Source organism: Coprococcus sp. AF16-22 (assembly GCF_003461545.1).
GTDB lineage: Bacteria > Bacillota > Clostridia > Lachnospirales > Lachnospiraceae > Coprococcus > Coprococcus aceti.
In genome coordinates this window covers 155,744-178,997 of the sequence record NZ_QTXH01000004.1, presented here as the reverse complement: position 1 = coordinate 178,997, position 23,254 = coordinate 155,744, and the positions used below count along the sequence as shown (strand labels likewise).

General features: G+C 47.2%; 25 protein-coding genes. All 25 read right to left on the bottom strand.

The features are described from left to right. Window positions 1-65: 65 nt before the first annotated feature. Window positions 66-878, bottom strand: coding sequence for a sporulation transcription factor Spo0A (gene spo0A, locus DWW60_RS06850; protein ID WP_015533550.1), 813 nt, complete (start codon window positions 876-878; stop codon window positions 66-68). A 143-nt stretch (window positions 879-1,021) separates the two neighbouring features. Beyond that, the gene (gene spo0A, locus DWW60_RS06845; protein ID WP_015533551.1) at window positions 1,022-1,825 is read right to left on the bottom strand and encodes a sporulation transcription factor Spo0A; all 804 of its coding nucleotides are present in this window, start codon (window positions 1,823-1,825) and stop codon (window positions 1,022-1,024) included. Window positions 1,826-2,070: 245 nt separating this feature from the next. Further along, window positions 2,071-4,188 carry a SulP family inorganic anion transporter gene (locus DWW60_RS06840; protein ID WP_117874741.1) on the bottom strand — a complete coding sequence of 706 codons (2,118 nt, stop codon included), beginning with the start codon at window positions 4,186-4,188 and terminating at the stop codon, window positions 2,071-2,073. A gap of 110 nt (window positions 4,189-4,298) precedes the next feature. Then, window positions 4,299-5,411: a SpoIVB peptidase S55 domain-containing protein gene (locus DWW60_RS06835; protein WP_117874739.1), complete on the bottom strand. Its 1,113-nt coding sequence runs from the start codon at window positions 5,409-5,411 to the stop codon at window positions 4,299-4,301. A 105-nt stretch (window positions 5,412-5,516) separates the two neighbouring features. Further along, entirely contained in the window at window positions 5,517-7,202 is a 1,686-nt protein-coding gene (gene recN / locus DWW60_RS06830) for a DNA repair protein RecN (protein WP_117874737.1), read from the bottom strand. Between the two features lie 57 nt (window positions 7,203-7,259). After that, window positions 7,260-7,709 carry an arginine repressor gene (locus tag DWW60_RS06825; RefSeq protein WP_117548758.1) on the bottom strand — a complete coding sequence of 150 codons (450 nt, stop codon included), beginning with the start codon at window positions 7,707-7,709 and terminating at the stop codon, window positions 7,260-7,262. Between the two features lies 1 nt (window position 7,710). Further along, window positions 7,711-8,565, bottom strand: a complete 855-nt coding sequence (locus DWW60_RS06820; RefSeq protein WP_117874735.1) for an NAD(+)/NADH kinase — start codon at window positions 8,563-8,565, stop codon at window positions 7,711-7,713. 10 nt (window positions 8,566-8,575) lie between these two features. Further along, window positions 8,576-9,379: a TlyA family RNA methyltransferase gene (locus DWW60_RS06815; RefSeq protein ID WP_022216691.1), complete on the bottom strand. Its 804-nt coding sequence runs from the start codon at window positions 9,377-9,379 to the stop codon at window positions 8,576-8,578. Between the two features lie 11 nt (window positions 9,380-9,390). After that, complete coding sequence (dxs, locus tag DWW60_RS06810; RefSeq protein ID WP_117548756.1) at window positions 9,391-11,268, bottom strand: 1-deoxy-D-xylulose-5-phosphate synthase; 1,878 nt, start codon at window positions 11,266-11,268, stop codon at window positions 9,391-9,393. Between the two features lie 21 nt (window positions 11,269-11,289). After that, on the bottom strand, window positions 11,290-12,174 hold the full coding sequence (locus tag DWW60_RS06805) for a polyprenyl synthetase family protein (RefSeq protein WP_117874733.1): 885 nt from the start codon (window positions 12,172-12,174) through the stop codon (window positions 11,290-11,292). Next, a complete protein-coding gene (gene xseB / locus DWW60_RS06800) occupies window positions 12,171-12,404 on the bottom strand; it encodes an exodeoxyribonuclease VII small subunit (RefSeq protein ID WP_117548755.1) in 234 nt (77 codons plus the stop codon). Before xseB ends, DWW60_RS06805 begins: the two co-directional genes overlap by 4 nt. Before the next feature lie 2 nt (window positions 12,405-12,406). Continuing rightward, complete coding sequence (gene xseA, locus DWW60_RS06795) at window positions 12,407-13,687, bottom strand: exodeoxyribonuclease VII large subunit (protein WP_158564570.1); 1,281 nt, start codon at window positions 13,685-13,687, stop codon at window positions 12,407-12,409. Then, window positions 13,671-14,150 carry a transcription antitermination factor NusB gene (nusB, locus tag DWW60_RS06790; RefSeq protein ID WP_117548753.1) on the bottom strand — a complete coding sequence of 160 codons (480 nt, stop codon included), beginning with the start codon at window positions 14,148-14,150 and terminating at the stop codon, window positions 13,671-13,673. Before nusB ends, xseA begins: the two co-directional genes overlap by 17 nt. A gap of 36 nt (window positions 14,151-14,186) precedes the next feature. After that, on the bottom strand, window positions 14,187-14,606 hold the full coding sequence (locus tag DWW60_RS06785; protein WP_015533560.1) for an Asp23/Gls24 family envelope stress response protein: 420 nt from the start codon (window positions 14,604-14,606) through the stop codon (window positions 14,187-14,189). Between the two features lie 100 nt (window positions 14,607-14,706). Beyond that, window positions 14,707-15,339: a SpoIIIAH-like family protein gene (locus DWW60_RS06780; protein ID WP_117548752.1), complete on the bottom strand. Its 633-nt coding sequence runs from the start codon at window positions 15,337-15,339 to the stop codon at window positions 14,707-14,709. Between the two features lie 12 nt (window positions 15,340-15,351). Then, window positions 15,352-15,960 carry a hypothetical protein gene (locus DWW60_RS06775; RefSeq protein ID WP_117548751.1) on the bottom strand — a complete coding sequence of 203 codons (609 nt, stop codon included), beginning with the start codon at window positions 15,958-15,960 and terminating at the stop codon, window positions 15,352-15,354. Next, complete coding sequence (locus tag DWW60_RS06770) at window positions 15,960-16,433, bottom strand: stage III sporulation protein AF (protein ID WP_158547566.1); 474 nt, start codon at window positions 16,431-16,433, stop codon at window positions 15,960-15,962. The genes DWW60_RS06775 and DWW60_RS06770 overlap by 1 nt, the downstream gene beginning before the upstream one ends. An 18-nt stretch (window positions 16,434-16,451) precedes the next feature. Beyond that, the gene (locus DWW60_RS06765) at window positions 16,452-17,660 is read right to left on the bottom strand and encodes a stage III sporulation protein AE (protein WP_147341850.1); all 1,209 of its coding nucleotides are present in this window, start codon (window positions 17,658-17,660) and stop codon (window positions 16,452-16,454) included. Further along, a complete protein-coding gene (gene spoIIIAD / locus DWW60_RS06760; protein WP_022216698.1) occupies window positions 17,650-18,039 on the bottom strand; it encodes a stage III sporulation protein AD in 390 nt (129 codons plus the stop codon). The genes DWW60_RS06765 and spoIIIAD overlap by 11 nt, the downstream gene beginning before the upstream one ends. A gap of 25 nt (window positions 18,040-18,064) precedes the next feature. After that, complete coding sequence (spoIIIAC, locus tag DWW60_RS06755) at window positions 18,065-18,265, bottom strand: stage III sporulation protein AC (RefSeq protein ID WP_015533564.1); 201 nt, start codon at window positions 18,263-18,265, stop codon at window positions 18,065-18,067. Window positions 18,266-18,282: 17 nt separating this feature from the next. After that, the gene (locus DWW60_RS06750; protein WP_055272703.1) at window positions 18,283-18,801 is read right to left on the bottom strand and encodes a stage III sporulation protein AB; all 519 of its coding nucleotides are present in this window, start codon (window positions 18,799-18,801) and stop codon (window positions 18,283-18,285) included. Window positions 18,802-18,815: 14 nt separating this feature from the next. Then, on the bottom strand, window positions 18,816-19,748 hold the full coding sequence (gene spoIIIAA / locus DWW60_RS06745; protein ID WP_117548748.1) for a stage III sporulation protein AA: 933 nt from the start codon (window positions 19,746-19,748) through the stop codon (window positions 18,816-18,818). Window positions 19,749-19,943: 195 nt separating this feature from the next. Continuing rightward, entirely contained in the window at window positions 19,944-20,501 is a 558-nt protein-coding gene (gene efp / locus DWW60_RS06740) for an elongation factor P (RefSeq protein WP_055144922.1), read from the bottom strand. A 250-nt stretch (window positions 20,502-20,751) separates the two neighbouring features. Next, window positions 20,752-21,843 carry a M24 family metallopeptidase gene (locus DWW60_RS06735; RefSeq protein ID WP_117874727.1) on the bottom strand — a complete coding sequence of 364 codons (1,092 nt, stop codon included), beginning with the start codon at window positions 21,841-21,843 and terminating at the stop codon, window positions 20,752-20,754. After that, complete coding sequence (locus DWW60_RS06730) at window positions 21,843-23,228, bottom strand: shikimate kinase (protein ID WP_117874791.1); 1,386 nt, start codon at window positions 23,226-23,228, stop codon at window positions 21,843-21,845. Before DWW60_RS06730 ends, DWW60_RS06735 begins: the two co-directional genes overlap by 1 nt. Between the last annotated feature and the right edge of the window lie 26 nt (window positions 23,229-23,254).

Here is a 23,254-nt window from a genome sequence, read left to right as displayed (position 1 = left end):
TACCTAAGTTATTATACATGATAACTGTCAGTTCTTCAAGGTATGTTGCCTACTCTGTGAGCCTGTTATGCCCTTTTCTTATACTCTATTCTGAGCTTGTCCGCTATGAGTGCGATAAACTCGGAATTTGTCGGTTTGCCTTTTCCCGCATTCACTGTATATCCAAACAAATCGTTGATGGTGTCTATCTGACCTCTGTTCCACGCCACCTCTATGGCATGTCTTATGGCTCTCTCTACGCTGGAGGATGTGGTCTTATATTTCTTCGCTATCGTCGGATAGAGAAGCTTTGTTATGTAGTTCAGCATGTTCACATCGTTGACCGCCATGATGATGCCCTCACGGATGTACTGGTAGCCCTTTATATTTGCAGGAATACCTATATCCCTGATGATATCCGTCACATCGCTCTCTATAGTATTCTCTATCTTGTGTGCCATACTCTTCTCTGTGAGACATGTAAGCTTGTCGTTCAGCCCTGACTCAAGCTCCTTCTTCTTCATATACATCTGTCTGAGTCTTGTCACAAGCTGCACCGGATTGTATGGCTTCAGGATATAATATGTCGCACCCATCTCAAATGCACATCTTATAAGTCTCTGTGATGACACCGATGTGAGTACCACAAATATCGTATTCTGATATTCAGGCAGTTCACTCATATGCTCCATCACTCCCAAGCCATCCATTCCCGAAAGGCAAATGTCCAGTATCACTATATCCGGCTTGTAAAGCTTTATTGATTCCACCGCTTCATCCCCGGTGCTGACCATATCAACTACTCTCATCTCGTCCTTTGATGCATATGTGGCGATCTGTTTTGCTATCTGTGTGCTGTCGCCATCAGCAATTACAATTTCGATCCCTTTGTTTCCCATAGTATCTCCCTTGTTATGTATAAATTTACAGGATTAAGCGCTTATCCCAACTACTTTATAATAATATTAAATATGATATAATTTGTCAAGTGCTTTTAATATCATTTTTAATATCACATATTATGACAACATTTTACTACAAATTACCCTGCATTTCTCATCTTCGCTTCCAGTCTTATCTTGTCGGCAATGAGGGCGACAAATTCTGAGTTCGTAGGCTTTCCTTTGCCCGCACTTATGGTGTAACCAAACAGTTCGTTGATAGTCTCTATCTTTCCTCTGCTCCAGGCCACCTCTATGGCATGTCTTATGGCTCTCTCTACCCTTGATGCAGTTGTGCCGTACATCTGGGCGATCGTCGGATAAAGCTGCTTTGTTATGGAATTCAAAATGTCCATATCCCCAACTGCTATGACTATCGCACTTCGGAGATACTGGTAGCCTTTGATGTGCGCCGGAACGCCTATCTCGTGGATTATCCTGGTCACCACCGCCTCCAGCTCGTCCGTCTTCTGCTCATTTTCATCCATCTTCAGAAGCTGAGTCGTATTGCTTCCGCGACCTTTACATGCATCATCAAGCACACCTCTGACCTTCTTCTCATCGTATGGCTGTTCAAGCAGTCTCACCACTGCCTTGTCACCTATCGTCGAAAATACAAAGTCCAGATAATTTCTGTGCTGCTTCGATGAACAGAGCACAAATTTGACATTTCTCAGGTTCTTATTTCCAGATACGCCCTCGACCATATCCGTGATATCCGTACCGGGTATAACCTCGTCCGCGATCACTATGTCTGGCTTATCTTCTGCAATTTTCTTAACAGCTTCGTCACCCTTCTCACAACATCCAATGTACTCATAATCAGGCATATCCTCAAATACGTGCTTTAGCTGTTCAATTTCTCTTTTGTCATGTTTTACCATCATAACTTTAACATGACTCATGTTATACTCCTTCCCAAGTATAGTGACGGAATAACAATATTTACTTTTTTATTCCTGTTATTCCACTACGAACATTATATATAAATGTAGTTTTCTTGGGAATATATAGAACTTCGCAAGTTACGACAGCATCAGCTTCCGGAAAACATTTTTTCTACTGCGACTGACACCAGCAGACCACATACGCACATTTAATGAAAAAATGCGGCATATCTTCCCTTTTCGGGTCGATATGCCGCGCATGATCACTTCTCTTTTGTATGTTCTTTTTCTCTGAGTCTTATGATCGCATCATAGGCCGCCGGATTGTGCTCCTTCAGGTGCTCATCCATTCGTTTTCTTCTCGCCTTATATCTGTCGACAAATTCAGGATGCTCGCTCTCAAGCCTGTGAAGAAGCTGGCTCCGCCTGCGCTCGATACGCTCTGCAACAGAGTCCTCATCCTCGCCTGTGGCCCTCACGATCTCCTCTATGTGGGCCTCCATATGCTCAAGCCATTCTTCCTCATCCTGTATATCCATCTGCTTCCAGAAACCGGTCATGAGCTGTTCAACCCCGGTTCCATTCTTCATACTGCCTATGGACTCGCGGATGTGCTTCTCTATGACATCTTCCGCATCATCGCCAAATGCCCACACAAGCTCCTGAGCCATGTGCTCCGCTCTCTTTCTCCTGATGTCATGATAGCTGTTATGTACACCAACCAATGGATATGGACTCTCAAGGCCGCAGTCTGACAGTGCTCTCTCCATGGTTTGTCTCACGCATCCTGCCTCTATCATGTCGCCAAGTCCAAGCTTTCTGAGCTGGGCGTTGAGCTGGCCTATATGCTCCGTGATATAGAGCTTCACCCCCTTCTCTTTCAGCGTATCATACATGATCCTGAGGGCCTTGGCAGCCGTCACATCCACGCTTCCCATGGCGGACGCATCCACTATGACCGCCTTTGTGTCATCCTGTACCGCATCCATGATATCCTTCTGGAATATGGCTATATTTGCAAAGAACAGATTACTGCTGAATCTGTAAATAACTATATTCTGTATCGGGTATGCATGCTTGAACCTCTCGAGCGCAAGGAATTCCTCATGTCCAGGTACCATTCCAAGGAAGCTTCTCGGAGGGTCCGCAGCCTTCCTTATGACTGCGGCAAATGAGAGTATGATTCCTATAAGAACTCCATTTATCGTTCCAAGTACCAGCACACCTAGGAAAGCTCCGCAGAATATGTAGAATTCCACCTTACTCACCTTCCACAGCTTTGCCGCCAGATCAAATTCCAGAGCACTGTAGAGTGCGGAGATGACGATTGCCGTGAGCACCGGAACCGGCAGATAACCTATAAATCCCGTTCCACACACGAGGATCACGATCATCACTACTCCTGCAAATATTCCAGTGAGCTGTGTCCTGCCTCCATACTGCTCACTCATTGTGGTTCTGGACACGGAACCGTTTATTGGACAGCAGCCTGTGAATGCCGCTGCAAGATTTGCCATTCCAAATGCCAGAAGCTCCTGATTATCGTCTATCTTATATCTGTTCTTCTGGGCGAAATTGTTCTCAGCCAGAAGCGTCTCCGCCATGATTACTACTGCTATCGACAGACTGACCGTCATGATATTTGGAAGCATCCTCTCATCTATCTGTGGTACAACGATCTGTGGAAGTCCTCTGCTCACCTCCGACAGACATACTATTCCGTATTCATCCATATCTATCACGCAGGACAGCAACGCTCCCGCTGTCATGACGCATATCGCCATCGGAAACTTTGGTATGAATCTTCTTGAAACAAGCAGTACCGCAAGAGCCGTAAGTCCCATGATTATTGACGGCACATTTACATCTCCTATCGTCTCTGCTATGTGTTCCACAAGCTCGAACAGTTCTCCTGTTCCCGCTCCGGCTCCATAGAGCTTCGGCACCTGCATGAGTATGATGGTGGTGCATATTCCTGATATGAATCCGCCCATGACCGGAGTCGATATGTAATTTACAAGCTTGCCCGCCTTGAACAGGAAGAATACCAGCAGCCACAGCGCCGTAAAGAATGTTATCACAGGAACGACCTGCATCGCCTGCTCCGTTCCCGGCGTAACCCCCAGCGTCACCAGTGCCGCTCCGACCAGCGCCGCAGGCGCGGCATCCACACCGAACACGAACTGCCTCGACGTGGACAGCAATCCAAATATTATGATCGGGAACACCGAACCATACAATCCATATACCGCCGGCAGCCCGGCTATCTGTGCATACCCCATCGATATCGGTATGGACACCGCCGCTATGATAATTCCTGTCAAAAGATCAGGAAGCAAATTCTCTTTTTTATAATTCTTTAGTGTATGACATAATGAAATTTTTGAAACCTTGATTTTCTTGCCCTCCTGGGATGTTTGTGTGTGCCGGTCTGCCTTATGCTAAAGTCCGGCACTTCTGTTCTTAATTTTATCACTAAACAGGATTAATTTCACTCCTCCAGCATATTTTCAATAAAAATCCCATACCCCCTGGTTGGATCGTCTACGAATACGTGGGTGACGGCGCCGATTATCTTGCCATCCTGGATGATCGGGGAACCGGACATTCCCTGTACCACTCCGCCCGTCAGGTCTATGAGAGCATCATCGGTCACGTGGAATTCTATATTCTTGTCGGATGAATTCCTGTCCACATACTCTATGTCTATCTCATACTTCTCAAGCTCGCCGCTCATTCTGGAATTTATATAAGCCTGCCCCTTGCGGACTTCATGACCTCTGGCTATATACATACGCTCCGCATCGCCGTATTTTGCCTGGCAATAGCTTGTGTCCAGATGACCATATATTCCACTTGCACTGTTGCCGTCAATAATGCCGACCAAAGATCTTCTATAGGCAATGCTTCCCTGAAGTCTGCCCGGTTCCGAGGAGTACGACTTGCTTATATTTGTAATATCCGTTGTGTACACACCGCCGGTGCTGCACCGCATCATAACTCCCGTATCTATATCCGACACACTGTGTCCAAGGGCCATGAAATTTGTTCCGTCGACAAATGTAACCGTGCCTATTCCCGACACATCATCCTTCACCCACGCACCCAGCAGATAAGCGCCATTCTCGTTTTTTTCCGGCGTGATGCTACAGACCTTCTCCTCCCCATCCCTTATATATCTCACGGACAAGCTATCACCCTGGCTTTCAGCAACAATATCAAGCAGCTCCGACCTCTTAGATATCTCCATACCGTCTACACTCACAATATAATCCCCTGTACAGACCTTTCCATCAGCAGGGCAACAGGACTCGCCATTTTCATTTTTAAAGCTGCACACATCCACCACCAAGACTCCATCCGTCTTCATATAGATTCCCATCGCCTCGCCGGACGGAACTACAGGCCGGTCAAATATATCACTTCCAAACTCCGCATCCTTCGTGGTCGCCCTTGACACTACCCCATCAAGTGTTGAGCTTGTCTTCTCTGACCTTCCAACATCCACTCGTCTGTCCACCAACACACATAAGATAAATAGTGCTGCAAGGAGCAACAGATCCGCCACAGCCACCCATATGATCACTTTCTTATATCGCCTCATAATCTATTCCTCCTACATATACGTAAAAACAACTAATAGCTTATAAAAAAAGAGTAACAGCCTTGGCTGTTACTCTTAGTATGTTGTGTTAGGAATAACTTTATATCAGTATTTTTTTGTCTTTTCTGCCATTTGTTTCATCTCGCGGGCATTGCTCATGACTGCCTCAGTTATGGTCACGCCGCCGAGAAGTCTTGCGATCTCCTCTGTTGATTCCTCGTCGCTTAATCGGACGATCCTTGTCACTGTCTTGCCCTCGTCGGCAGACTTTTCTATGAGATAATGACTGTCTGCCATCGCTGCGATCTGCGGAAGATGGGTTATGCTTATAACCTGATGGCTTCTGGAAATAACTGCCATTTTTTCAGCAACCTTCTGAGCTGCACGGCCGCTTATTCCCACATCGATCTCATCGAATACAAGAGTGCCGATATTGTCCTCGGACGCCATGCAGGATTTGATCGCCAGCATGATCCTTGAGAGCTCACCGCCTGAAGCCACGTCATATAACGGTCTCAGCTTCTCGCCGACATTTGTCGAAATGACAAAATAGCAGTCATCGATTCCATTTGCCGTACACTCCGGAAGCCTGTCAAATACCATGTCGAACCGAACCTCCATGAAACTCAGATCAGCAAGTGCATCTCTGATGTCTCTGCACAGATTCTCAGCCTGCTTCTGTCTCTCAGCAGTAAGCGCATCTGCTGCCTTGAGCATGGCTTTCTCCGCCTTTTTTATTTTGTCTGAAAGTCCTGCTATATATTCGTCATATTCAGACAGCCTTTCATATTCCTTCCTGCTGTCCTCCAGATATTTGAGCACCTCTTCCAAGGTGCTTCCATATTTTCCCTTTATATCATTGATGACGTCAAGCCTGGACTCAACACTTCTAAACTCAGAATCGTCAAAGTCCATGCTCTGCATGTAATCATTTAATTCAACGTTAAAATCATTCAGCAGCGCGTCAATATTTTCCAACTGACTATACAGACCGTCTATCTCTCCGTCGAGATCCTTTATACCCTTCATCGATGCCAGCGCTCTGCCGATCTCATTTCCCGCAGATGAAGAAGATTCATAACCTGTAACGCTGTATACATCCGAAGCTGCCGCAACTATATCGCGTGAATTGACCATCCTGTTGTACTGATGCTCAACATCTTCGTCCTCACCAGTCTTTATATTTGCTGACTCGATCTCCGCAATCTGGTACTTGAGGAATTCTACCTTTCTGCTCCGCTCCGCCTCATCCATCGAGAGCTCGTCCATCTCACGCCTGAGTGTGACGTACTCTCTGTGACACTCTGCAACCTTCTGCTTCAGGGGATCTATGGATGCTCTGCCATATTTATCCAGAAGCTTCATATGCTCCGCTTTCTTAAGGAGCGTCTGCTGCTGGTGCTGCGTGTGCATATCTATGAGAAGCGCAGATACCTCCCTGAGCTTTGCGGCGGTCACCGCCATATCATTTATAGTGTTTATGGTTCTGGAATTATTTATTCTCCGCGTGATGAGTATCTCGCCATCCTCCGATGGCTCCACTCCCAGATCTCTGATCTGCTCAATCACCTGGGGATCATCCACCAGGAAAAGCAGTTGACAGAAGCCCTCCTTGTCAGGCTCCCTGACTATATCCTTCGGAAGCTTATCTCCCATACCAATCTTCAGGGCTCCCATGATTATGGACTTACCCGCACCGGTCTCACCGGTAAGTATGTTGAGATTATCGGTAAAATTAACATTTGCATCGTCTATGAGTGCAATATTCTTGATATGTACATTAAGTAACATTTGTATCCTCCTGTTGACGCACAGACTTTATTACACATAACATATTACAGAGAGCTGTCATCTCTGCATCTTATCTATCGTCTTCATGACCGAATCGGTCATCTCCCGGCTTCTGACCGCCAGGAATATGGTGTCGTCCCCGGCTATACTTCCGAGGAGTCCATTTATCTCCACATTGTCAAGTGCTGCGGCAACTGCCATCGCCATGCCCGACACTGTCTTGATCACTATCAGATTCTCCGCCGGCACCATGGATAATATGCCAGCCCCGAGAACCTTTCTGTACGACTCTATGGACTCATGTGTTGCCGACTTTCCCAGAGTGTACTTCTGCCTGCCACCCGCCACGGCAACCTTGGTGAGGTTGATCTCTCTTATATCTCTCGATATGGTGGCCTGGGTCGTGGAAAAGCCCGCCTCTGCCAGCTTCTCCAGCAGTTCATCCTGAGTCTCTATATCATATTGTTCGATTATCGACAAAATCTTCGCCTGTCGCTTCTGTTTCATATCACTTTCCCCCAAGCTTGTTTCTAAGTATCTCGTAGAAATTCACATCACTCGCCTTTACGAGCTGCGTGGTTCTCTTTGACACGCATATATCAAGGATATCGCCTGCTGCCAGCTCGAAATCATTTCCACCGTCAAATGAAACTATCGCCTCGGTGTCCTGCGTCTTCCTCTTCTTGGCGATCTCTATTGAAACCTTTGCATCACTAGGAAGCACAATACTCTTCGAAGTCAGCGAATGTGGACATACCGGAGTGATGACCATCAGTCTTGCCATAGGATCCACGATCGGACCTCCGGCTGAGAGATTGTAACCCGTGGAGCCAGTGGGGGTCGATATGATGATTCCATCTCCATCATAGGCATTCAGAAAGCTTCCATTTACATAGACATCAAGACCTATAAGTCTTGAAAATCCTGCCCTGCTGATAACTATATCATTGAGTGCCCTCTTCCTGCACTCCTTGCCATCTCCTGTTCTGACTGTTCCCCTGATCATCATTCTGTCCTGCATGGAATAATCATCCGCAAGCAGTCTGTCTATGATGGTCTGCCAGTTGGTGATCTCCCCCTCAGTGAGGAATCCCACCGTTCCAAGATTTATCCCGAACAGAGGAATCTCCACATGGCTGGCACTGGATGCCACATTGAGGAGTGTTCCATCCCCTCCAAGAACAAGTATACAGTCAAAGCTCTCAAGCTCATCCGTAACCTGCTGCTTGTCACATGCACTGAAGCTGTAGCAGTCCATGGCTTTACACGCACCATTTTGCGATTCAATATACGCTGTGAGCTCCGACGTTATACGATTATCCTCATCCTTATCCGGGTTATATACTATATAAAAATTCTTCATATCGTATCCTCTATGACTTGTTCAGTTCGTTGTGGGACTCCTCCACCAGAGCCTTTATGTCGAATTCCTCATCCGTCTTCGACTCGTCCTTTGATATGTGGAGCAGATATTCTATGTTGCCCTCAGGTCCTTTTATAGGTGAATAGCTGAGGTGCAGTGTGCGGAATCCTATGCTTCTGGCATAACCGACTATCATCTCCACAACCTCAATATGGGTTGAAAGCTCTCTGACAACGCCCTTCTTGCCGACCTTCTCTCTTCCCGCCTCGAACTGCGGCTTGATAAGGCACACGATCTCTCCACTATCCGTAAGCAGCTCCTTTACCGCTGGAAGCACCTTTGTAAGAGATATAAATGACACATCTATCGAAGCAAATTCAATCTTATCGTCAATATCCTCAGGTGTGACATATCGTATATTTGTTTTCTCCATACAGACAACTCTCTCGTCATTTCTGAGCTTCCATGCAAGCTGTCCATGACCCACGTCAACGGAATACACCTTCACCGCACCATTCTGCAGCATACAGTCGGTAAAACCGCCGGTGGAAGCACCTACATCCATGCACACCTTACCCGCAAGCTCCACACCGAAATGATCCATAGCCTTCTCAAGCTTCAGGCCTCCACGGCTCACGTATTTGAGGGTGTTGCCCCTGACCTCTATCTTAGCAGTCTCGTCAAATGTCGTGCCGGCCTTATCCTCTTTGTTATTGTCAACATACACTATTCCTGACATGATGATGGCTTTCGCCTTCTCTCGTGAATCTGCCAGTCCCTGTTCTACAAGGAGAACATCAAGTCTCTTCTTCATCTGTCTTCCTCTTATTCTGTACAATCTGTCGATATTATATGTTTTATCCTGTCATACAGCGAATCCGCGTCAAGCTTCAGCATCCTCCTGAGCTCATCCACGCTTCCATGCTGTACAAATGTATCCTCAATGGCACACACTGTCACATCCACATCAAGGTGTCTGTCCATGACATACTCCTCGACCAGAGATCCGTATCCGCCATGCTTTATCTCTTCTTCAATAACCACTATATGTTCATGATCCCTGCTGAGCTCATCTATCATATCAGTATCTATCGGCTTCAGAAATCTTGCATTGACAAATGTGACATTTGTTCCCTCTGCCAGCAGTCTGTCATATACCTTCTCGGCCTCCTGAACCATGTTGCCAACAGCCACTATGGCAAGCTTCTGTCCCCTGTGGATCATCTCGCTCCTGCCATACTCAATATCCGCATTGTATTCCTTAAGTCCATAATAAGCCTCTCCTCTGGAATACTTGAGCGCAACCGGACCATCGTAAGCAACAGCCCACTCCATCGCTCTGGTGAGCTCATATCTGTTCTTCGGCGCAATGATGGTCATGTTCGGAATATGTGACAGAAACGCAGTGTCAAATATGCCCTGATGTGTATCGCCATCTGCACCGACAAGCCCTGACCTGTCAATGGCAAATATGACATGCAGCTTCTGCAGGCACACATCGTGTAAGATCTGATCATATGCCCTCTGCAAAAATGACGAGTATATCGCAACCACTGGCACCAGTCCCGACGCAGCAAGTCCCGCAGCAAACGTCACCGCATGTTCCTCCGCGATGCCAACGTCAAAAGCTCTGTCCGGGAACTCCGCAGCAAATGCCGACACTCCTGTTCCCTTGCCCATGGCAGCCGTTATGGCCGTTATCCTTGGATCAGCCTTGCCAAGCTCCACCAGCTTTCTGGCAAACACTCCTGTGTTTGTCATGGCCTTCCGGTCCTTAATAACCTTTCCAGTCTGTATATCAAACGGATCAACGCCGTGGAAATAGCTAGGGTGTCTCTCGGCATGGGTATACCCCTTGCCCTTCACTGTCTTCACATGCACAAGGATCGGTCTGTTAAGCTTAAGCGCCTTTCGGAAAGTGGCCTCCATCACATCTATATCGTGTCCGTCTATAGGTCCTATATATGTGACTCCCAGCTCCTCGAAGAACATCCCCGGCACAAATATCTGCTTGATGGAATCCTTTGACTTCTTCAGTCCTCTGGCAAGATGTTCTCCAGCCACAGGGATCTTCATGAGGATCTTCTCCACATTGCCCTTAAAATCATTGTACTGCTGCCCAACACGTATCTTGCTGAGATATGTGGACATGCCGCCAACATTCTGATCGATGGACATATTGTTATCGTTCAGCACAACAAGGCAGCCGGTCTTGATATCCGCCATATTATTCATGGCCTCATATACCATGCCACCTGTGAAGGAGCCATCTCCGATCACTGCGGCAATCTTCTCATTTGTACCCTTGATACTTCTGGCACACGCCATTCCAAGCGCAGCGGAAATGGATGTTGAGCTGTGTCCTGTATTGAACGCATCGCACGGGCTCTCACTGGTCTTCGGAAAACCGCTCATTCCTCCAAACTGTCTGAGAGTGCCCATCTCATTCTTCCTGCCCGTCAGTATCTTGTGGACATAGGACTGATGTCCCACATCCCATATAAGCTTATCCTCAGGGAAATCCAAAACCCTGTGAAGTGCCATGGTAAGTTCCACGCATCCAAGATTCGGAGCCAAATGTCCACCGGTCTCGCTCACATGCGACACCAGAAATTCTCTGATCTCATCCGCCAGCTCCGGCAGATCTTCCCTGTCTATATCCTTTATATCGTTTGGTTTATTTATTCTATCCAGTATATTCATATGCACACCACGAGAGGAGTCCTATTTATCCCTGTTTATCAGCCAGATGACCAATTCCTTCAGAAACTCATTGTCCCCGCCTATCTCTTCCAATTCTCTTACTGCTCTCTCCGACAGCTCAGTCACATAACGTCTGGATTCATCAATTCCATGTATTGTGACATATGTAACCTTGCCATTCTCCTCATCACTCAGCGTCGGCTTTCCAAGGAGCGCACTGTCTCCACAGACATCCAGAATATCGTCCTGGATCTGGAATGCCATGCCGACGTCCGATGCTATCTTGTGTACCGCCGCAACCTTAGCCTCGTCTGCCCCCGCAAGTATCGCGCCTATCATCATGGATGCCTCTATGAGGGCTCCGGTCTTGTTCTCATACACATATTCAAGCTGCTCCTTTGAGAGCTCCTTGCCGGTCATCTCCACATCGACGACCTGACCGCCTATCATGCCGTTTATACCCGGCTTCTGCGCAAGCACACACATCGCAGGCGCCACAGCATGTATATCCTCACCCATGCCAAATGCCTTACATGCGGTCTCATATGCATAATTGAGCAGCGCATCCCCCGCAAGAATGGCCATCGCCTCGCCAAATACCACATGGGATGTCTTTCTTCCGCGCCTGTAATCGTCATTGTCCAGAGCCGGAAGATCGTCATGTATGAGTGAATATGTATGTATCATCTCTATCGCAGCCATGAACGGCTTTATAACCTCTGACTTGCCGCCGAACAGCCTGTATGTCTCCTCCATGAGCATGGGACGAAGCCTCTTTCCACCCGCCTCTACCGAGTACGCCATGGCCTCACACACTGTCCTGTTAAATCCGTCTGCAGGTGGCAGATAGCTCTCAACTATATCGTTGATCCTTGCCGCCTTCTCCGCTATAAGTTTATCTATCATGCTTCCTCCTGACCCGAAAGTGTTATCATCTCTTTCTCAACATCGCACAGGTAATTCCTGCATCTGTTTATGAGCTGGACGCCCTCAGAATAAAGCTCCATGGACTTCTTGAGCCCCGTATCAGTATTCTCAAGCGCAGCCGCTATCTCATCAAGTCTGGCAAGAGCCTCCTCTATGGACACATCCTGAAGAGTGTCCGCTGTATCCATATTCTGTGTATCTTCTGCCATATCTATTCCTCCTGCCCGGTCACGTCAGCCACGACCGCCTGTATTCTTCCATCATGAAGAGTTATCTCTATATCATCCCCAGGTGTGATCCCTGACACAGATCTGACAGGCTCACCATCCGATGAAATATATCCAAATCCATTTATGAGCTTAGCTGTAGGCGAAAGGCCATGTATCCTCTCCGTCATGACCGCCAGGGCATTCCTTGTCATGTCGTACTTTCTGCCCATCGCGCTCTTCATCCTGTCATGAAGCCTGTCACAGTGCACCGATCTATCCTCTATCTTATCCGCCATCAGCCCATTTATCTGCTTCTCTATTCTGTCAAGCTGCTGCCTCTGACTGTCCATTCTTCCGGATGGACTCAAAAGTCTGAGCTGCCTGTCATAACCATCCAGACTCCTCGCAAGTCTGTCTATCCTGCCGGATATCAGCATGGTGAGCTGTTCAAGTCTCCTGTCAAATCCGGCAACTGTCTCTGCCACCACCGGAAGCGCATGCATGACAGCCGTGGACGGATTGGATTCTCTCCTGTCCGCAACCATGTCCGCAACTGTGGTGTCTATCTCATGCCCCGTAGCCGATATGATAGGCGTCTCCGCATTGAATATGGCCCATGCCACCTGCTCCTCATTGAACGCCCACAGATCCTCCTTGGAGCCTCCGCCTCTTCCAACGATTATGAGGTCGAGCCCCATGGAATCAAGTATCTCGATTCCTCTGGATATATCCGCCGCCGCATACTGTCCCTGCACGGTCGCAGGATAACAATAGAGCTGGGCATACGGATCCCTCCGTTTTGCCACTGCACGGATATCGCTTATCGCAGCCTTTGCCCCCGCCGTCACTATACCAATACGCCTCGGATAGGCGGGAATAGGCTTCTTGTATTCCTGCGAAAACAGCCCCATGCCGTCCAGTCTGGCTATGAGTCTCTCCAGCTTGGCATTCACCTCGCCGTCACCCACACGCACCAGCCTGTCTACATAGAGCTGATACTTTCCGTCTCTCACGAAGACATCAATATGACCAAATGCATGAACCTTGTCTCCGTTCTTCGGAGCAAACTTGAGTCCATATACCTGTTTTCCCGCAAACATAACAGCCGCCAGAACTCCGCTGGGATCCTTGAGACTGAAATACATATGACCTCTCTTGTCTGTTCCGAGTCCTGTGATCTCTCCCTCAACCCCCAGACTGCCAAGCCACGGCTCGCCGCTGACCAACTCCTGTATCCTCTCATTGAGTTCCTTGACTGTATATATGTTATTCTGCTGTGGCATCTGCGCCACTCTCCTTCTTGTCCTTATCACCGGATACAAGCTTTGCAAGAAGTGCATTCACGAACTTGCTCGCCGATGCATCACAATACTTCTTTGCCAGCTCAACCGCCTCATTGATGGCGACCTTCTCCGGTATGCTCTCATCGTACTTCACTTCATAGACACCAAGCCTTAATATAGCCAGCTCCTCCTTGCCTATACGAGGAAGCTTCCAGCCTTCTGATATCTGTGAAATGATCTCATCTATCTCTGCTTTCTTAGAGATGATATTCTTAACCTTGGTGGTTATATAATCTCTGTCCTCATCGCTGACTATTCCGTACAGAAGCGGATCGTCCTCCTCATCTCCCGGCATCTCAGGGTCAAATGCAAAATCAAGCTGATCCTGCATGCCCTCAGCGTCATTGAACTCCAGTGTAAATACTATCTTGAATATCCTGTCTCTTATCTCTCTTCTAGTCATATCTTCCTCTCCACTATATAAAGCTTTATCTGTATCCTATCTGCCGTCTCCAACACGTACACCGGCTATCCTTATGTTGACTTCCTCAACACTCAGTCCTGTCATAGTCTCTATAGCCTGCTTGACCTTATCCTGAACCTGGCCTGATACTGATGGTATGCTGTACTCGTACAGAACCTCTATCGCAATATCAACCTTTACCTTGCCGGGAAGAAGCTCTACCTTAACGCCCTTTGCAGGGTTCTTCTTTCCGAACTTTGAGGCAAGCTCATTTGGAAGGTTGCCTGTAAGTCTGTATACACCTTCAACCTCTCCGGCTGCAAGCCCTGCTATGATAGCCACTACGTCATCCGCTATCTGGACTTTGCCCAGAGAATTGCTCTCTTCTATATTGTAAGAATTATCCTGAACCGCGCTGCCTTCAATCACGATATCATCATTCAACTTATCACTCATGGTCATACCTCCCGTTTCGTATGGGTTATTTGAATCTTATTATAATCTGAAGGCAGCTATTTTGCAAGTATATGCGATTCACGGCTTATCCTTCCGCTGTCTATTTGCCACCCATGACAGATATTGCAACACTGCTTATATCATACCCTGTTTTTCGGATAACTATGTCCTCTATCTGTGCTCTCTCGGTATCCGACAGCGATTCCACATTCAGCGACACGTCAACAGCCTCATCACTTATCGTCACTATGGCATCGCTATACCCCTTTGCCGCCAGAACTGTCTCGACATCTGTCTCCTTCTCTATGGTATCGTTCAGCTTCACATATGTATCTGTCGCCTCCTTCTTTGCCGAATCGCTGAGTGCCTCATCACCTATCACATCCATCAAAGCTTCCTTGCTCCTTGATCTGCTCTGCTCACGGTTCAGCTTTGCCGCGGCCATATTGCTTGTCACCTGTGCACTGGTGAGTACAGCGTCACCGATCTCATCCTCCTGGCCATTGAGCTCCACATCCTCGGTCTGGCCATTCTCATCCTTCACCGCCTGTGAGTTCTCATTTTCCGCCATGGACGATAGATCCTCATAGTTGATCACCTCCACCTGTTTTTTGTCAGCTTTTTCCTTCTTCTTGTCCTTTCCTGCATCCGCAAAGCTCATGTAACCGGCCACCCCTATCATAACTGCAAGTGCGATGACCGCCAGTCTGTTCTTTCCACTGAATTTCTTCATAGTCCCTCCACATTAATTTGCTTCTAATATCACAATCTTATGCGTCGGCACGTCAAATAATGCCTGCACTGCATTCGTTATCTTCAGCGTTGTATCGCCATTTTCCGCCCCCTTGCAAATGATAACCACACCCTCGGTCTCCGGCTCCCTGTACCTGACCACATACGGCGAGCTCCCACTGCCCTCACTCACCATGACCGTCTCCTCCGACACGCTTCTCTGGCTGCTGTCGCCGTTCTCACTGGAACTGCTTCCGGAGTCCTTGAGTGCTATGTTCTCACCGCTGTCCTTGACCGTTATCATCACTCTCACATCTGATATTCCGTCCACCTGCTCAAGCACTGATGTGAGTCTCTCCTCCATATACTCCACATAATCCGTGGTATCCCCTGACATATTCCGGTCATTTCCGCCGGTCACATCCGCGTCTGTCTCATCGGACTGTCCGGTCCATCCGCTCTTTTGGTCATTTTTATCAGTCTTGCTGTTATTTGCCGGCCACACAACTATCATCAGACATATCCCTGACAGCAAAATGAGCAGCAACTTGTATAATCTGTTGTTGCTGCTCTTCAATATATTCATAATCCCCGATATTCCCTTTTTCTTAGAATCCTCCACTACAGTCCCTCCTGCATATGATCTGTATTGCCCCTCCTGATGGTAATCCTGTTCTCATCAACGCCGTATTCCTCTGACACCGCAGATCTTATCCCGTCTGTGTCTACTTTATCAGACTGTATGGATATCTCCATGCTGTCTATCCCAAGCTCCTCCCCGGTGACTATACGCACCACCGCATCGGCATTACAATTGTCAGATATAAACCGCTCCACTACCTCCTCCATGGCCCTGACATACATCTCATCATCGCCCTCGGCCACGTCCATTCCAAGCGATTCACTGTATGTATTGAACTCTATCCTGTCCGCATACCCAAGCCAGCCTATTACAGGATTTATCACAACCATCATCATGACAAATCCCACAGCCGCCTGGACATATCTGCGCATCTTCGGATCCGGGGCAATATACAGCACGACAGAAAAAAGTATACTGCACACAACTATATTTTTCAGCCACTCAGCAAGCATGCACATCCTCCATCCGTTCTATGATATGTTCACCGACATCAGGGCTATGCTTATGATGAACATCATCACGCTTATTCCGCACGCCCTCAGCATAAGCTCCACTGTCTCCGCCATGATGCCTGCTGCCTCGGCATATCTCTTGTCTCCGACCGGCTGCACCACCGCGGCGATGAACCTTAATATGAACATGATGACGATTATCTTGATCATTGGCACTGCGGCCAGTATCACTATCATGATAGTGCACGCCATCCCCATACAATTCCTGATAAACTCTCCTGTGCTCACCATCACACTTATGACAGCGCTCACCGTGGACATCCCTGCACCTTTTCCCAATGTCCTGAGTATGCCATTTCTTGAAAGCCTGTCCATGGACGGTGCTATCATGCTCTTGACCACATTTATCCCGGTTACCACCGCAAACATTGTCCGCATTCCCCACACCGCCAGGCTCTTCATAAGCCCCGCCATCCGGGAGAAATAATCCTCGCTTCCAAGATTATTTATGAGTGCTATGAGCCCGCCGCATTTGATGAGGGGGAGTATGAACCTTATTATCACATTCTGGCAAATGTATATCACCAGGATTATGACCGACTGTGAATATCCGGCACTCTCCGGGCCGCTCACATATAACACAGACGAGGCGTACATTGGATAGAACGCTTTCATGAACTCCGTGACATCTCCTATGGTGTCCTGCACGATGGACTGCACTAGGACGAAATCCCCCAGCAGCAACGATAACAGCACCATGTATGTAACCATGAAACCATGGGCGGATACATACTCGCCCATATTTCCCGCAAGCTGGGCAAATGTACTTCCGAGCACGATCACCGCTATGATCTGCAGCGCCAGCCCCCTGCTTGTCCTGACCTCGTATATGACACTGTCGGAAAACACTTTTAGTGCCATGTCTATGGTGGAATCCACGTCACCACTCTTTAGGGACTCGTATATGTCGTAGAAGGTCACGTCGGATTTGTCTTTTGTGATCTCATTGAGGCTTCCGATGACGGAGTCGTCCCCCAATATATCTGAGTTAATATCAGAGTCACTTTCCGTGGTATTTTCCTTTTCATTCTCAGCATAAAATTCTGGACAATATTTGATATCTGTATCATATGATTCAACTTTACTCTCATTACACACATTTGCCGCATCAGGCACTGACACCCCCATAAAGAGCATCAGCACCACCACTATCAAATTACCCCTCAACTATGGTCACCACCAGATCTATAACTCCCATGAGTATAGGCATACTGAGCAGAATAAGAGTTATCTTTCCCGCCATCTCCACTTGGGATGCCATGGCATTGCAGCCGGCATCTTTGCAGATATCTGATGAAAATCGGCATATATACGCTATACCTATCATTTTCAGGATCACGTCTATATATGAAATATTCACCGACACGTACGCAGTCAGCCTGTCTATGTACGAAGCTATAAGTCTGAACCTGCTCACAACAAAATACATGAGCATCACACACCCGGCTATGGACAACACGATCCCGTACCCGGAATCCAGTTCTTTTATCTTCACCGCTATCAGAACCACGATCACCGCAGCCAGAGAAACCGCCATGAGATTCATCATTTACCCCCACATCTACTCTCATTTATTGCCCTATATTTACAATATCCATGATCTCGTTGAACAGGTCACTTATGTACGGGATAACCCAGGAAAGCACAATGATGAGTCCCGCCAGATTGAGCAGATAGGCGTGCTCCTCCTTGCCTGAATGTTTTAGTATCTGGTTGAGCAGTGCCACCAGAATTCCCACTGCACCTATTTTTAGAAGTATCTGGATCGTCATCGTCTCTCCCTCTTAACCTACATGAGCAATATAACTATGAATACGCCTCCAAGCAGTCCAAGTGAATTGGCAAGCCTCTTTATCCCGGAACTTCTGGCGCGTTCCCGCTGGTATCTGTCCGTAATTATATCTTCCACAAGATTTATCCTTGAGAGCTGTGCCTCAACGTCCATATCTCCCATTATCTTTCCAAGCCTGTCCACATCCGCCAGCACCTCCAAGCTCAGGGCACTGTCCCGCCTCAGCATCGCCAGTGAGTCTGTCCACAATTCTGCAAATGGCCTATCCCTGTTCTTCTCAGACATCTCCGCCAGACCGTTCACCCATTTACCAACATTTCCCTTAAGACGCTTTGCACTGTCGGCAAGTATCTCCGGGAGCTCCGATCCGGCATACATGATCTGCCCCTTGAACAGTTGTATGAAGAGCAGCATTTCCTCCATCTCCTTCACCATGCGCCCATGCAACTGCCCTATGGCATGTCCCACCATAAATGAGGCATATACGATCAGACATCCCCCTATCGCCTTAACCATGTCCTGCCTCCCATCTAATCGTACCAGCACAGCCGGTTGCCCTGGCCGTCAAATATATCAGAGATCTGTCCTGCCTTATCGCCTCCAAGCACAACATACCTCTCAAAAACCCTGTTCTCCACAAGACGCCTTATCCCTGCCCTGTCTCTCACATCATCCATGGAATAGCCATGTGCAGTTGCAAGCAGACGGCAGCCGCAGTTTATCACGCCGAAAATGGCATCGACATCCTGCTGCCCTCCTATCTCATCGACCGCTATGAGATCAGGCGCCATGGTTCGAACCAGCATCATCATTCCTGAAGCTTTTGGACAGCAGTCAAGAACATCAGTCCTCATTCCGACATCATTCTGCGGAACACCCTTGTAGCACGCCGCTATCTCCGATCTCTCATCAACCACACCAACTGTCATTCCTCCGTCTGACACTACTCTTATGATGTCCCTGAGCAGTGTGGTCTTGCCGTGACACGGAGCGGACACTATGAGCGTGTTCATCAGCTTGCCATCACCGTATATGTATGGCAGGACATCACCGCTGCATCCCTTGATCTCATGTGCCACCCTGATATTTAGAAATGATATGTGTCTGATGCATTTGATCCTTGTTCCATCGAGTATGATCTTGCCCGCAACTCCTACCCTGTGTCCACCGCACACGGTGATAAAGCCCTGACGTATCTCATCCTCATAGGCATACAGGGAATGATTGCAGATACATTCCAGAGTGTCGTTCACATCCCTGGCAGTCACTATGTACGCATCCTTCATATTACAGGTTCTTGATCCGCAGGAATCAACATATATCTCCGAGTCCTCGTATCTAAGTATAAAGGGACTATTCACCCTCAGACGTATCTCCCACAGTCTCCCATAATCAAGCCTCAGCTTCTCAACCATGCACCTGATCCTGACGGGAAGCAGATGCAATATATCTTCTCCACACATATGTATCGTCCTTCTTCTATATAACACTGTCTGTACAGCTACATAAAAAGTATATTCAGAGGGTGGATAGGTTAGAACCTTTGGTTGCTTACAGCGCAAAAAAGTCCCGGCGATTCAAATATCCTGAATCACCGGGACTCTTATTCTTCTTATATGTTATCGTAGGTAGTTATATCCTAATGCTGGTAACAATTATTATACTCTTGAAAGATACTCGCCAGTACGTGTATCGATCTTGATCGTGTCACCCTCGTTAACGAAGAGAGGTACTGATACCTGTGCGCCTGTCTCAACTGTACATGGCTTTGTTGCACCTGTAGCTGTATCACCCTTAACACCTGGCTCGCACTCTGTGATAACAAGCTCAACGAAGAGAGGTGGCTCTACAGCAAATACGTTGCCATTGTGTGAACAGATCTTACACATCTCGTTCTCCTTAACGAACTTAAGTGAATCACCTATAGCTGCTGAGCTGATAGGAATCTGATCATATGTCTCTGGATCCATGAAGTAATAAAGATCTCCGTCATTGTACAGATACTGCATGTCCTTTCTCTCGATGTGAGCCTTCTCACACTTCTCTGTTGGACGGAATGACTTCTCTACAACACCGCCACTCTTGATGTTCTTAAGCTTTGTTCTAACGAAAGCTGCACCCTTTCCTGGCTTAACGTGCTGGAACTCTATAATCTGATAAATATTTCCTTCGAATTCGATTGTAACGCCGTTTCTAAAATCGCCTGCTGAGATCATCTCTGCCATAACTATCTTATCCTCCTTAAAGATATAAACTTCTTGTCACATTTTATAATATATGAAATAAATTTTCAACTATTTTTTACCATACCATCAACCTTTATCAGGTAAGTCTACGTTTCTGCGCTTTCTACTGTCGTATATACACAGCAATACAAACGCACATACTCCTACAGCACTCACGATGGCTCCCGGTATAAGACCTGCGGTATGATACCTGAGTTCTATATCGTGATAGCCGCCACTACTAAATCTCTATCAGCTTCTTCTCTGATCCTGTAAGATTCCTGTAACCATCCTCCGTCACAACAACCAGATCCTCTATCCTGACACCAAACTGTCCAGGAATATAGATTCCCGGTTCAACTGTTATGACCATGCCAGGTTTCAATATGTCATCACACTTAGGTGAAAATCTCGGATTCTCGTGTATAAACAATCCCACCGAATGTCCAAGTCCATGTCCAAAGCAATCTCCATATCCGGCATCGGCTATTATACGTCTAGCAACAGCATCAACATCGTTACATCTGACTCCTGGTTTTATCATGTTCATAGACTCCGTCTGAGCCTTGAGTACCGTATCATACACATATTTCATTGAATCAGATGCCTTTCCTATTGCTACGGTTCTGGTCATATCTGAACAATATCCCTCATATATACAGCCAAAATCCATAGTGAGGAAGTCCCCCTTATTCAGAGTCTTATCCGTAGGAATAGCATGCGGCATGGATGAATTCATTCCAGATGCAGCTATGGTGTCAAAACTCAAGCCTTCCGCACCATTTTTCTTCATATGATACTCCAGTTCAAGCGCAACATCCTTCTCTGTAATGCCAGGTCTGAGATATTCCAGTATATGTGAAAATGCCTTGTCTCCTATTGACTCCGCTGTATGGATATTCTCGATCTCCTCATCTGTCTTTATCTCTCTTAAGGAATCCAGCTTACCATCAAGACTTATCCATTCCACACCGGATATTCCTGTCGAATATTCCGAATACTCTCTATAGCTGATGCTAAGATTCTCAAATCCAACTCTCAGATTCCCAGAATTTTTTCTCTGTCCATCAAGAATAGACGAAATACACGCAACATATCCTTTTCCAGCAATATCCGCACATTCATATCCTTCACACTCGCGCTGAACCTGCTCTGTATATCTTGAATCCGTTATGACTGTCTTACCTGATCCTGCCAGAACTATAACGCCCTCGCCGCGGTACGATGCTATATATCTCATGTTGTACCTGTCCGTGATCAATATCGCATCAAGATTCATCTCATCTATTATCCTTCTGACCTTTTCATAAGCAATTGCTGTGTCCATAACCATCATCTCCCACCTTCTATATAAGAACTTATTTCCTGTACTATCTCATCTATTTCAATTCCTGTAACCGGAACTATGATATCAGCGGCAGCTTCATACACTGGTCCTCGCTGTCCCATAAGTTCCCTCACTCTCTGATCTACATTTTCTCCCTGCAGAAGAGGTCTGGTCGTATCTCCCGCAAGTCGCCTTACTACCTCCTCAGGCTTAACGTCCAGATATATGATCCTGCCCATTCGCCTGAGTTCATCCACATTCGCCTGTCTCATAGGCAGTCCGCCTCCAGTGGATATAACCGTATGTGACAGCCGGCTGTTCAGCTCCTTAAGGGTATCAGTCTCAAGCTGTCTGAAATAAGCTTCCCCCTTCTCGGCAAATATCTGCTTTATACTGCAGCCTGCCTTCTCCTCTATATAAGAATCTACATCAAGCAGATCAAATCCAAGCTTATCCGCGAGCACCCTGCCAATGGTTGTCTTACCACACCCCATAAAGCCTATCAGGATAACATTATCCCTGACCGACTGCAGCAATCTGTCGTACACAATATCAGCAACATCCTCCGATATGGATATATCATTCCAGAGCTCATATGCAATTATTCCCTGATAAAGGAGCATACGCAAACCATTGTACGCCAATGCTCCAGCCTGTCTGCAAAGCTTCATAAACTTTGTCTCAAACGGATTATATATGAGATCGATTCCCACACTGACTCTGTCGTAAAAATGTGGATCATCGATGACTACCGCCTCATTTTTCGGTGCCAGACCTATCGATGTGGACTGGAATACCACGAACTTATCATCTACATTCTCCTGCAGTAACTGTCCATAATCACCAAGTCTCATGGCAGTCATTGTCTCTCTGCCAAAATGACCATTCATGTCCTCTGCTATCGTCTGTGCCTTCTCGATCGTTCTGTTAAGGATATATACCTTATCCGCACCCTTATTCATGCACATATATGCCACAGCTCTCGCTGCACCGCCTGCGCCAAGTATGATAACCTTTTTACCGTCAAGTCCCACTCCGTAGGACTCCAGTTCTCTGGACAGCCCCATCATATCTGTGTTATATCCCTTATATCCATTTACAGTTCTAACAAGAGTGTTGACCGCACCTATTGCCGCTGCCCCCTCATCTATATCCACAAGTGAAGCCATTATCTCATTCTTGTGAGGTACAGTGGCGTTCATTCCCAATATATTCAGTTCAAACGCTCCCTTTACGGCATCCGCCAGCCCCTCCTTATGGGTGTGGAACGGCACATACACTTCATTGATTTCCAATATATCGCTGAGTGTGTTGTGTATAAGCGGTGACATGGTGTGCTGAACCGGATCACCAAGCAAACCTAATAATCTTGTCTTTCCATTTATCTCCATATGTATCTCCATCCTTCAGTCTCTTA

Bases quoted from the DNA above. Each gene is read 5' to 3' on its own strand.
- DWW60_RS06730 (WP_117874791.1), bottom strand. From the start codon at position 23,228: ATGGAGATAAATGGAAAGACAAGATTATTAGGTTTGCTTGGTGATCCG.
- spoIIIAD (WP_022216698.1), bottom strand. From the start codon at position 18,039: ATGAATCTCATGGCGGTTTCTCTGGCTGCGGTGATCGTGGTTCTGATA.
- recN (WP_117874737.1), bottom strand. From the start codon at position 7,202: ATGTTACTTAATGTACATATCAAGAATATTGCACTCATAGACGATGCA.
- nusB (WP_117548753.1), bottom strand. From the start codon at position 14,150: ATGACTAGAAGAGAGATAAGAGACAGGATATTCAAGATAGTATTTACA.
- DWW60_RS06780 (WP_117548752.1), bottom strand. From the start codon at position 15,339: ATGAAGAAATTCAGTGGAAAGAACAGACTGGCGGTCATCGCACTTGCA.
- DWW60_RS06770 (WP_158547566.1), bottom strand. From the start codon at position 16,433: ATGCTTGCTGAGTGGCTGAAAAATATAGTTGTGTGCAGTATACTTTTT.
- DWW60_RS06820 (WP_117874735.1), bottom strand. From the start codon at position 8,565: ATGAAGAATTTTTATATAGTATATAACCCGGATAAGGATGAGGATAAT.
- DWW60_RS06750 (WP_055272703.1), bottom strand. From the start codon at position 18,801: ATGGTTAAGGCGATAGGGGGATGTCTGATCGTATATGCCTCATTTATG.
- spo0A (WP_015533551.1), bottom strand. From the start codon at position 1,825: ATGAGTCATGTTAAAGTTATGATGGTAAAACATGACAAAAGAGAAATT.
- DWW60_RS06735 (WP_117874727.1), bottom strand. From the start codon at position 21,843: ATGGTTATGGACACAGCAATTGCTTATGAAAAGGTCAGAAGGATAATA.
- spoIIIAA (WP_117548748.1), bottom strand. From the start codon at position 19,748: ATGTGTGGAGAAGATATATTGCATCTGCTTCCCGTCAGGATCAGGTGC.
- spo0A (WP_015533550.1), bottom strand. From the start codon at position 878: ATGGGAAACAAAGGGATCGAAATTGTAATTGCTGATGGCGACAGCACA.
- dxs (WP_117548756.1), bottom strand. From the start codon at position 11,268: ATGAATATACTGGATAGAATAAATAAACCAAACGATATAAAGGATATA.
- efp (WP_055144922.1), bottom strand. From the start codon at position 20,501: ATGATCTCAGCAGGCGATTTTAGAAACGGCGTTACAATCGAATTCGAA.
- DWW60_RS06825 (WP_117548758.1), bottom strand. From the start codon at position 7,709: ATGAAACAGAAGCGACAGGCGAAGATTTTGTCGATAATCGAACAATAT.
- DWW60_RS06785 (WP_015533560.1), bottom strand. From the start codon at position 14,606: ATGAGTGATAAGTTGAATGATGATATCGTGATTGAAGGCAGCGCGGTT.
- DWW60_RS06835 (WP_117874739.1), bottom strand. From the start codon at position 5,411: ATGAGGCGATATAAGAAAGTGATCATATGGGTGGCTGTGGCGGATCTG.
- xseB (WP_117548755.1), bottom strand. From the start codon at position 12,404: ATGGCAGAAGATACACAGAATATGGATACAGCGGACACTCTTCAGGAT.
- xseA (WP_158564570.1), bottom strand. From the start codon at position 13,687: ATGCCACAGCAGAATAACATATATACAGTCAAGGAACTCAATGAGAGG.
- DWW60_RS06815 (WP_022216691.1), bottom strand. From the start codon at position 9,379: ATGAAGAAGAGACTTGATGTTCTCCTTGTAGAACAGGGACTGGCAGAT.
- DWW60_RS06805 (WP_117874733.1), bottom strand. From the start codon at position 12,174: ATGATAGATAAACTTATAGCGGAGAAGGCGGCAAGGATCAACGATATA.
- spoIIIAC (WP_015533564.1), bottom strand. From the start codon at position 18,265: ATGACGATCCAGATACTTCTAAAAATAGGTGCAGTGGGAATTCTGGTG.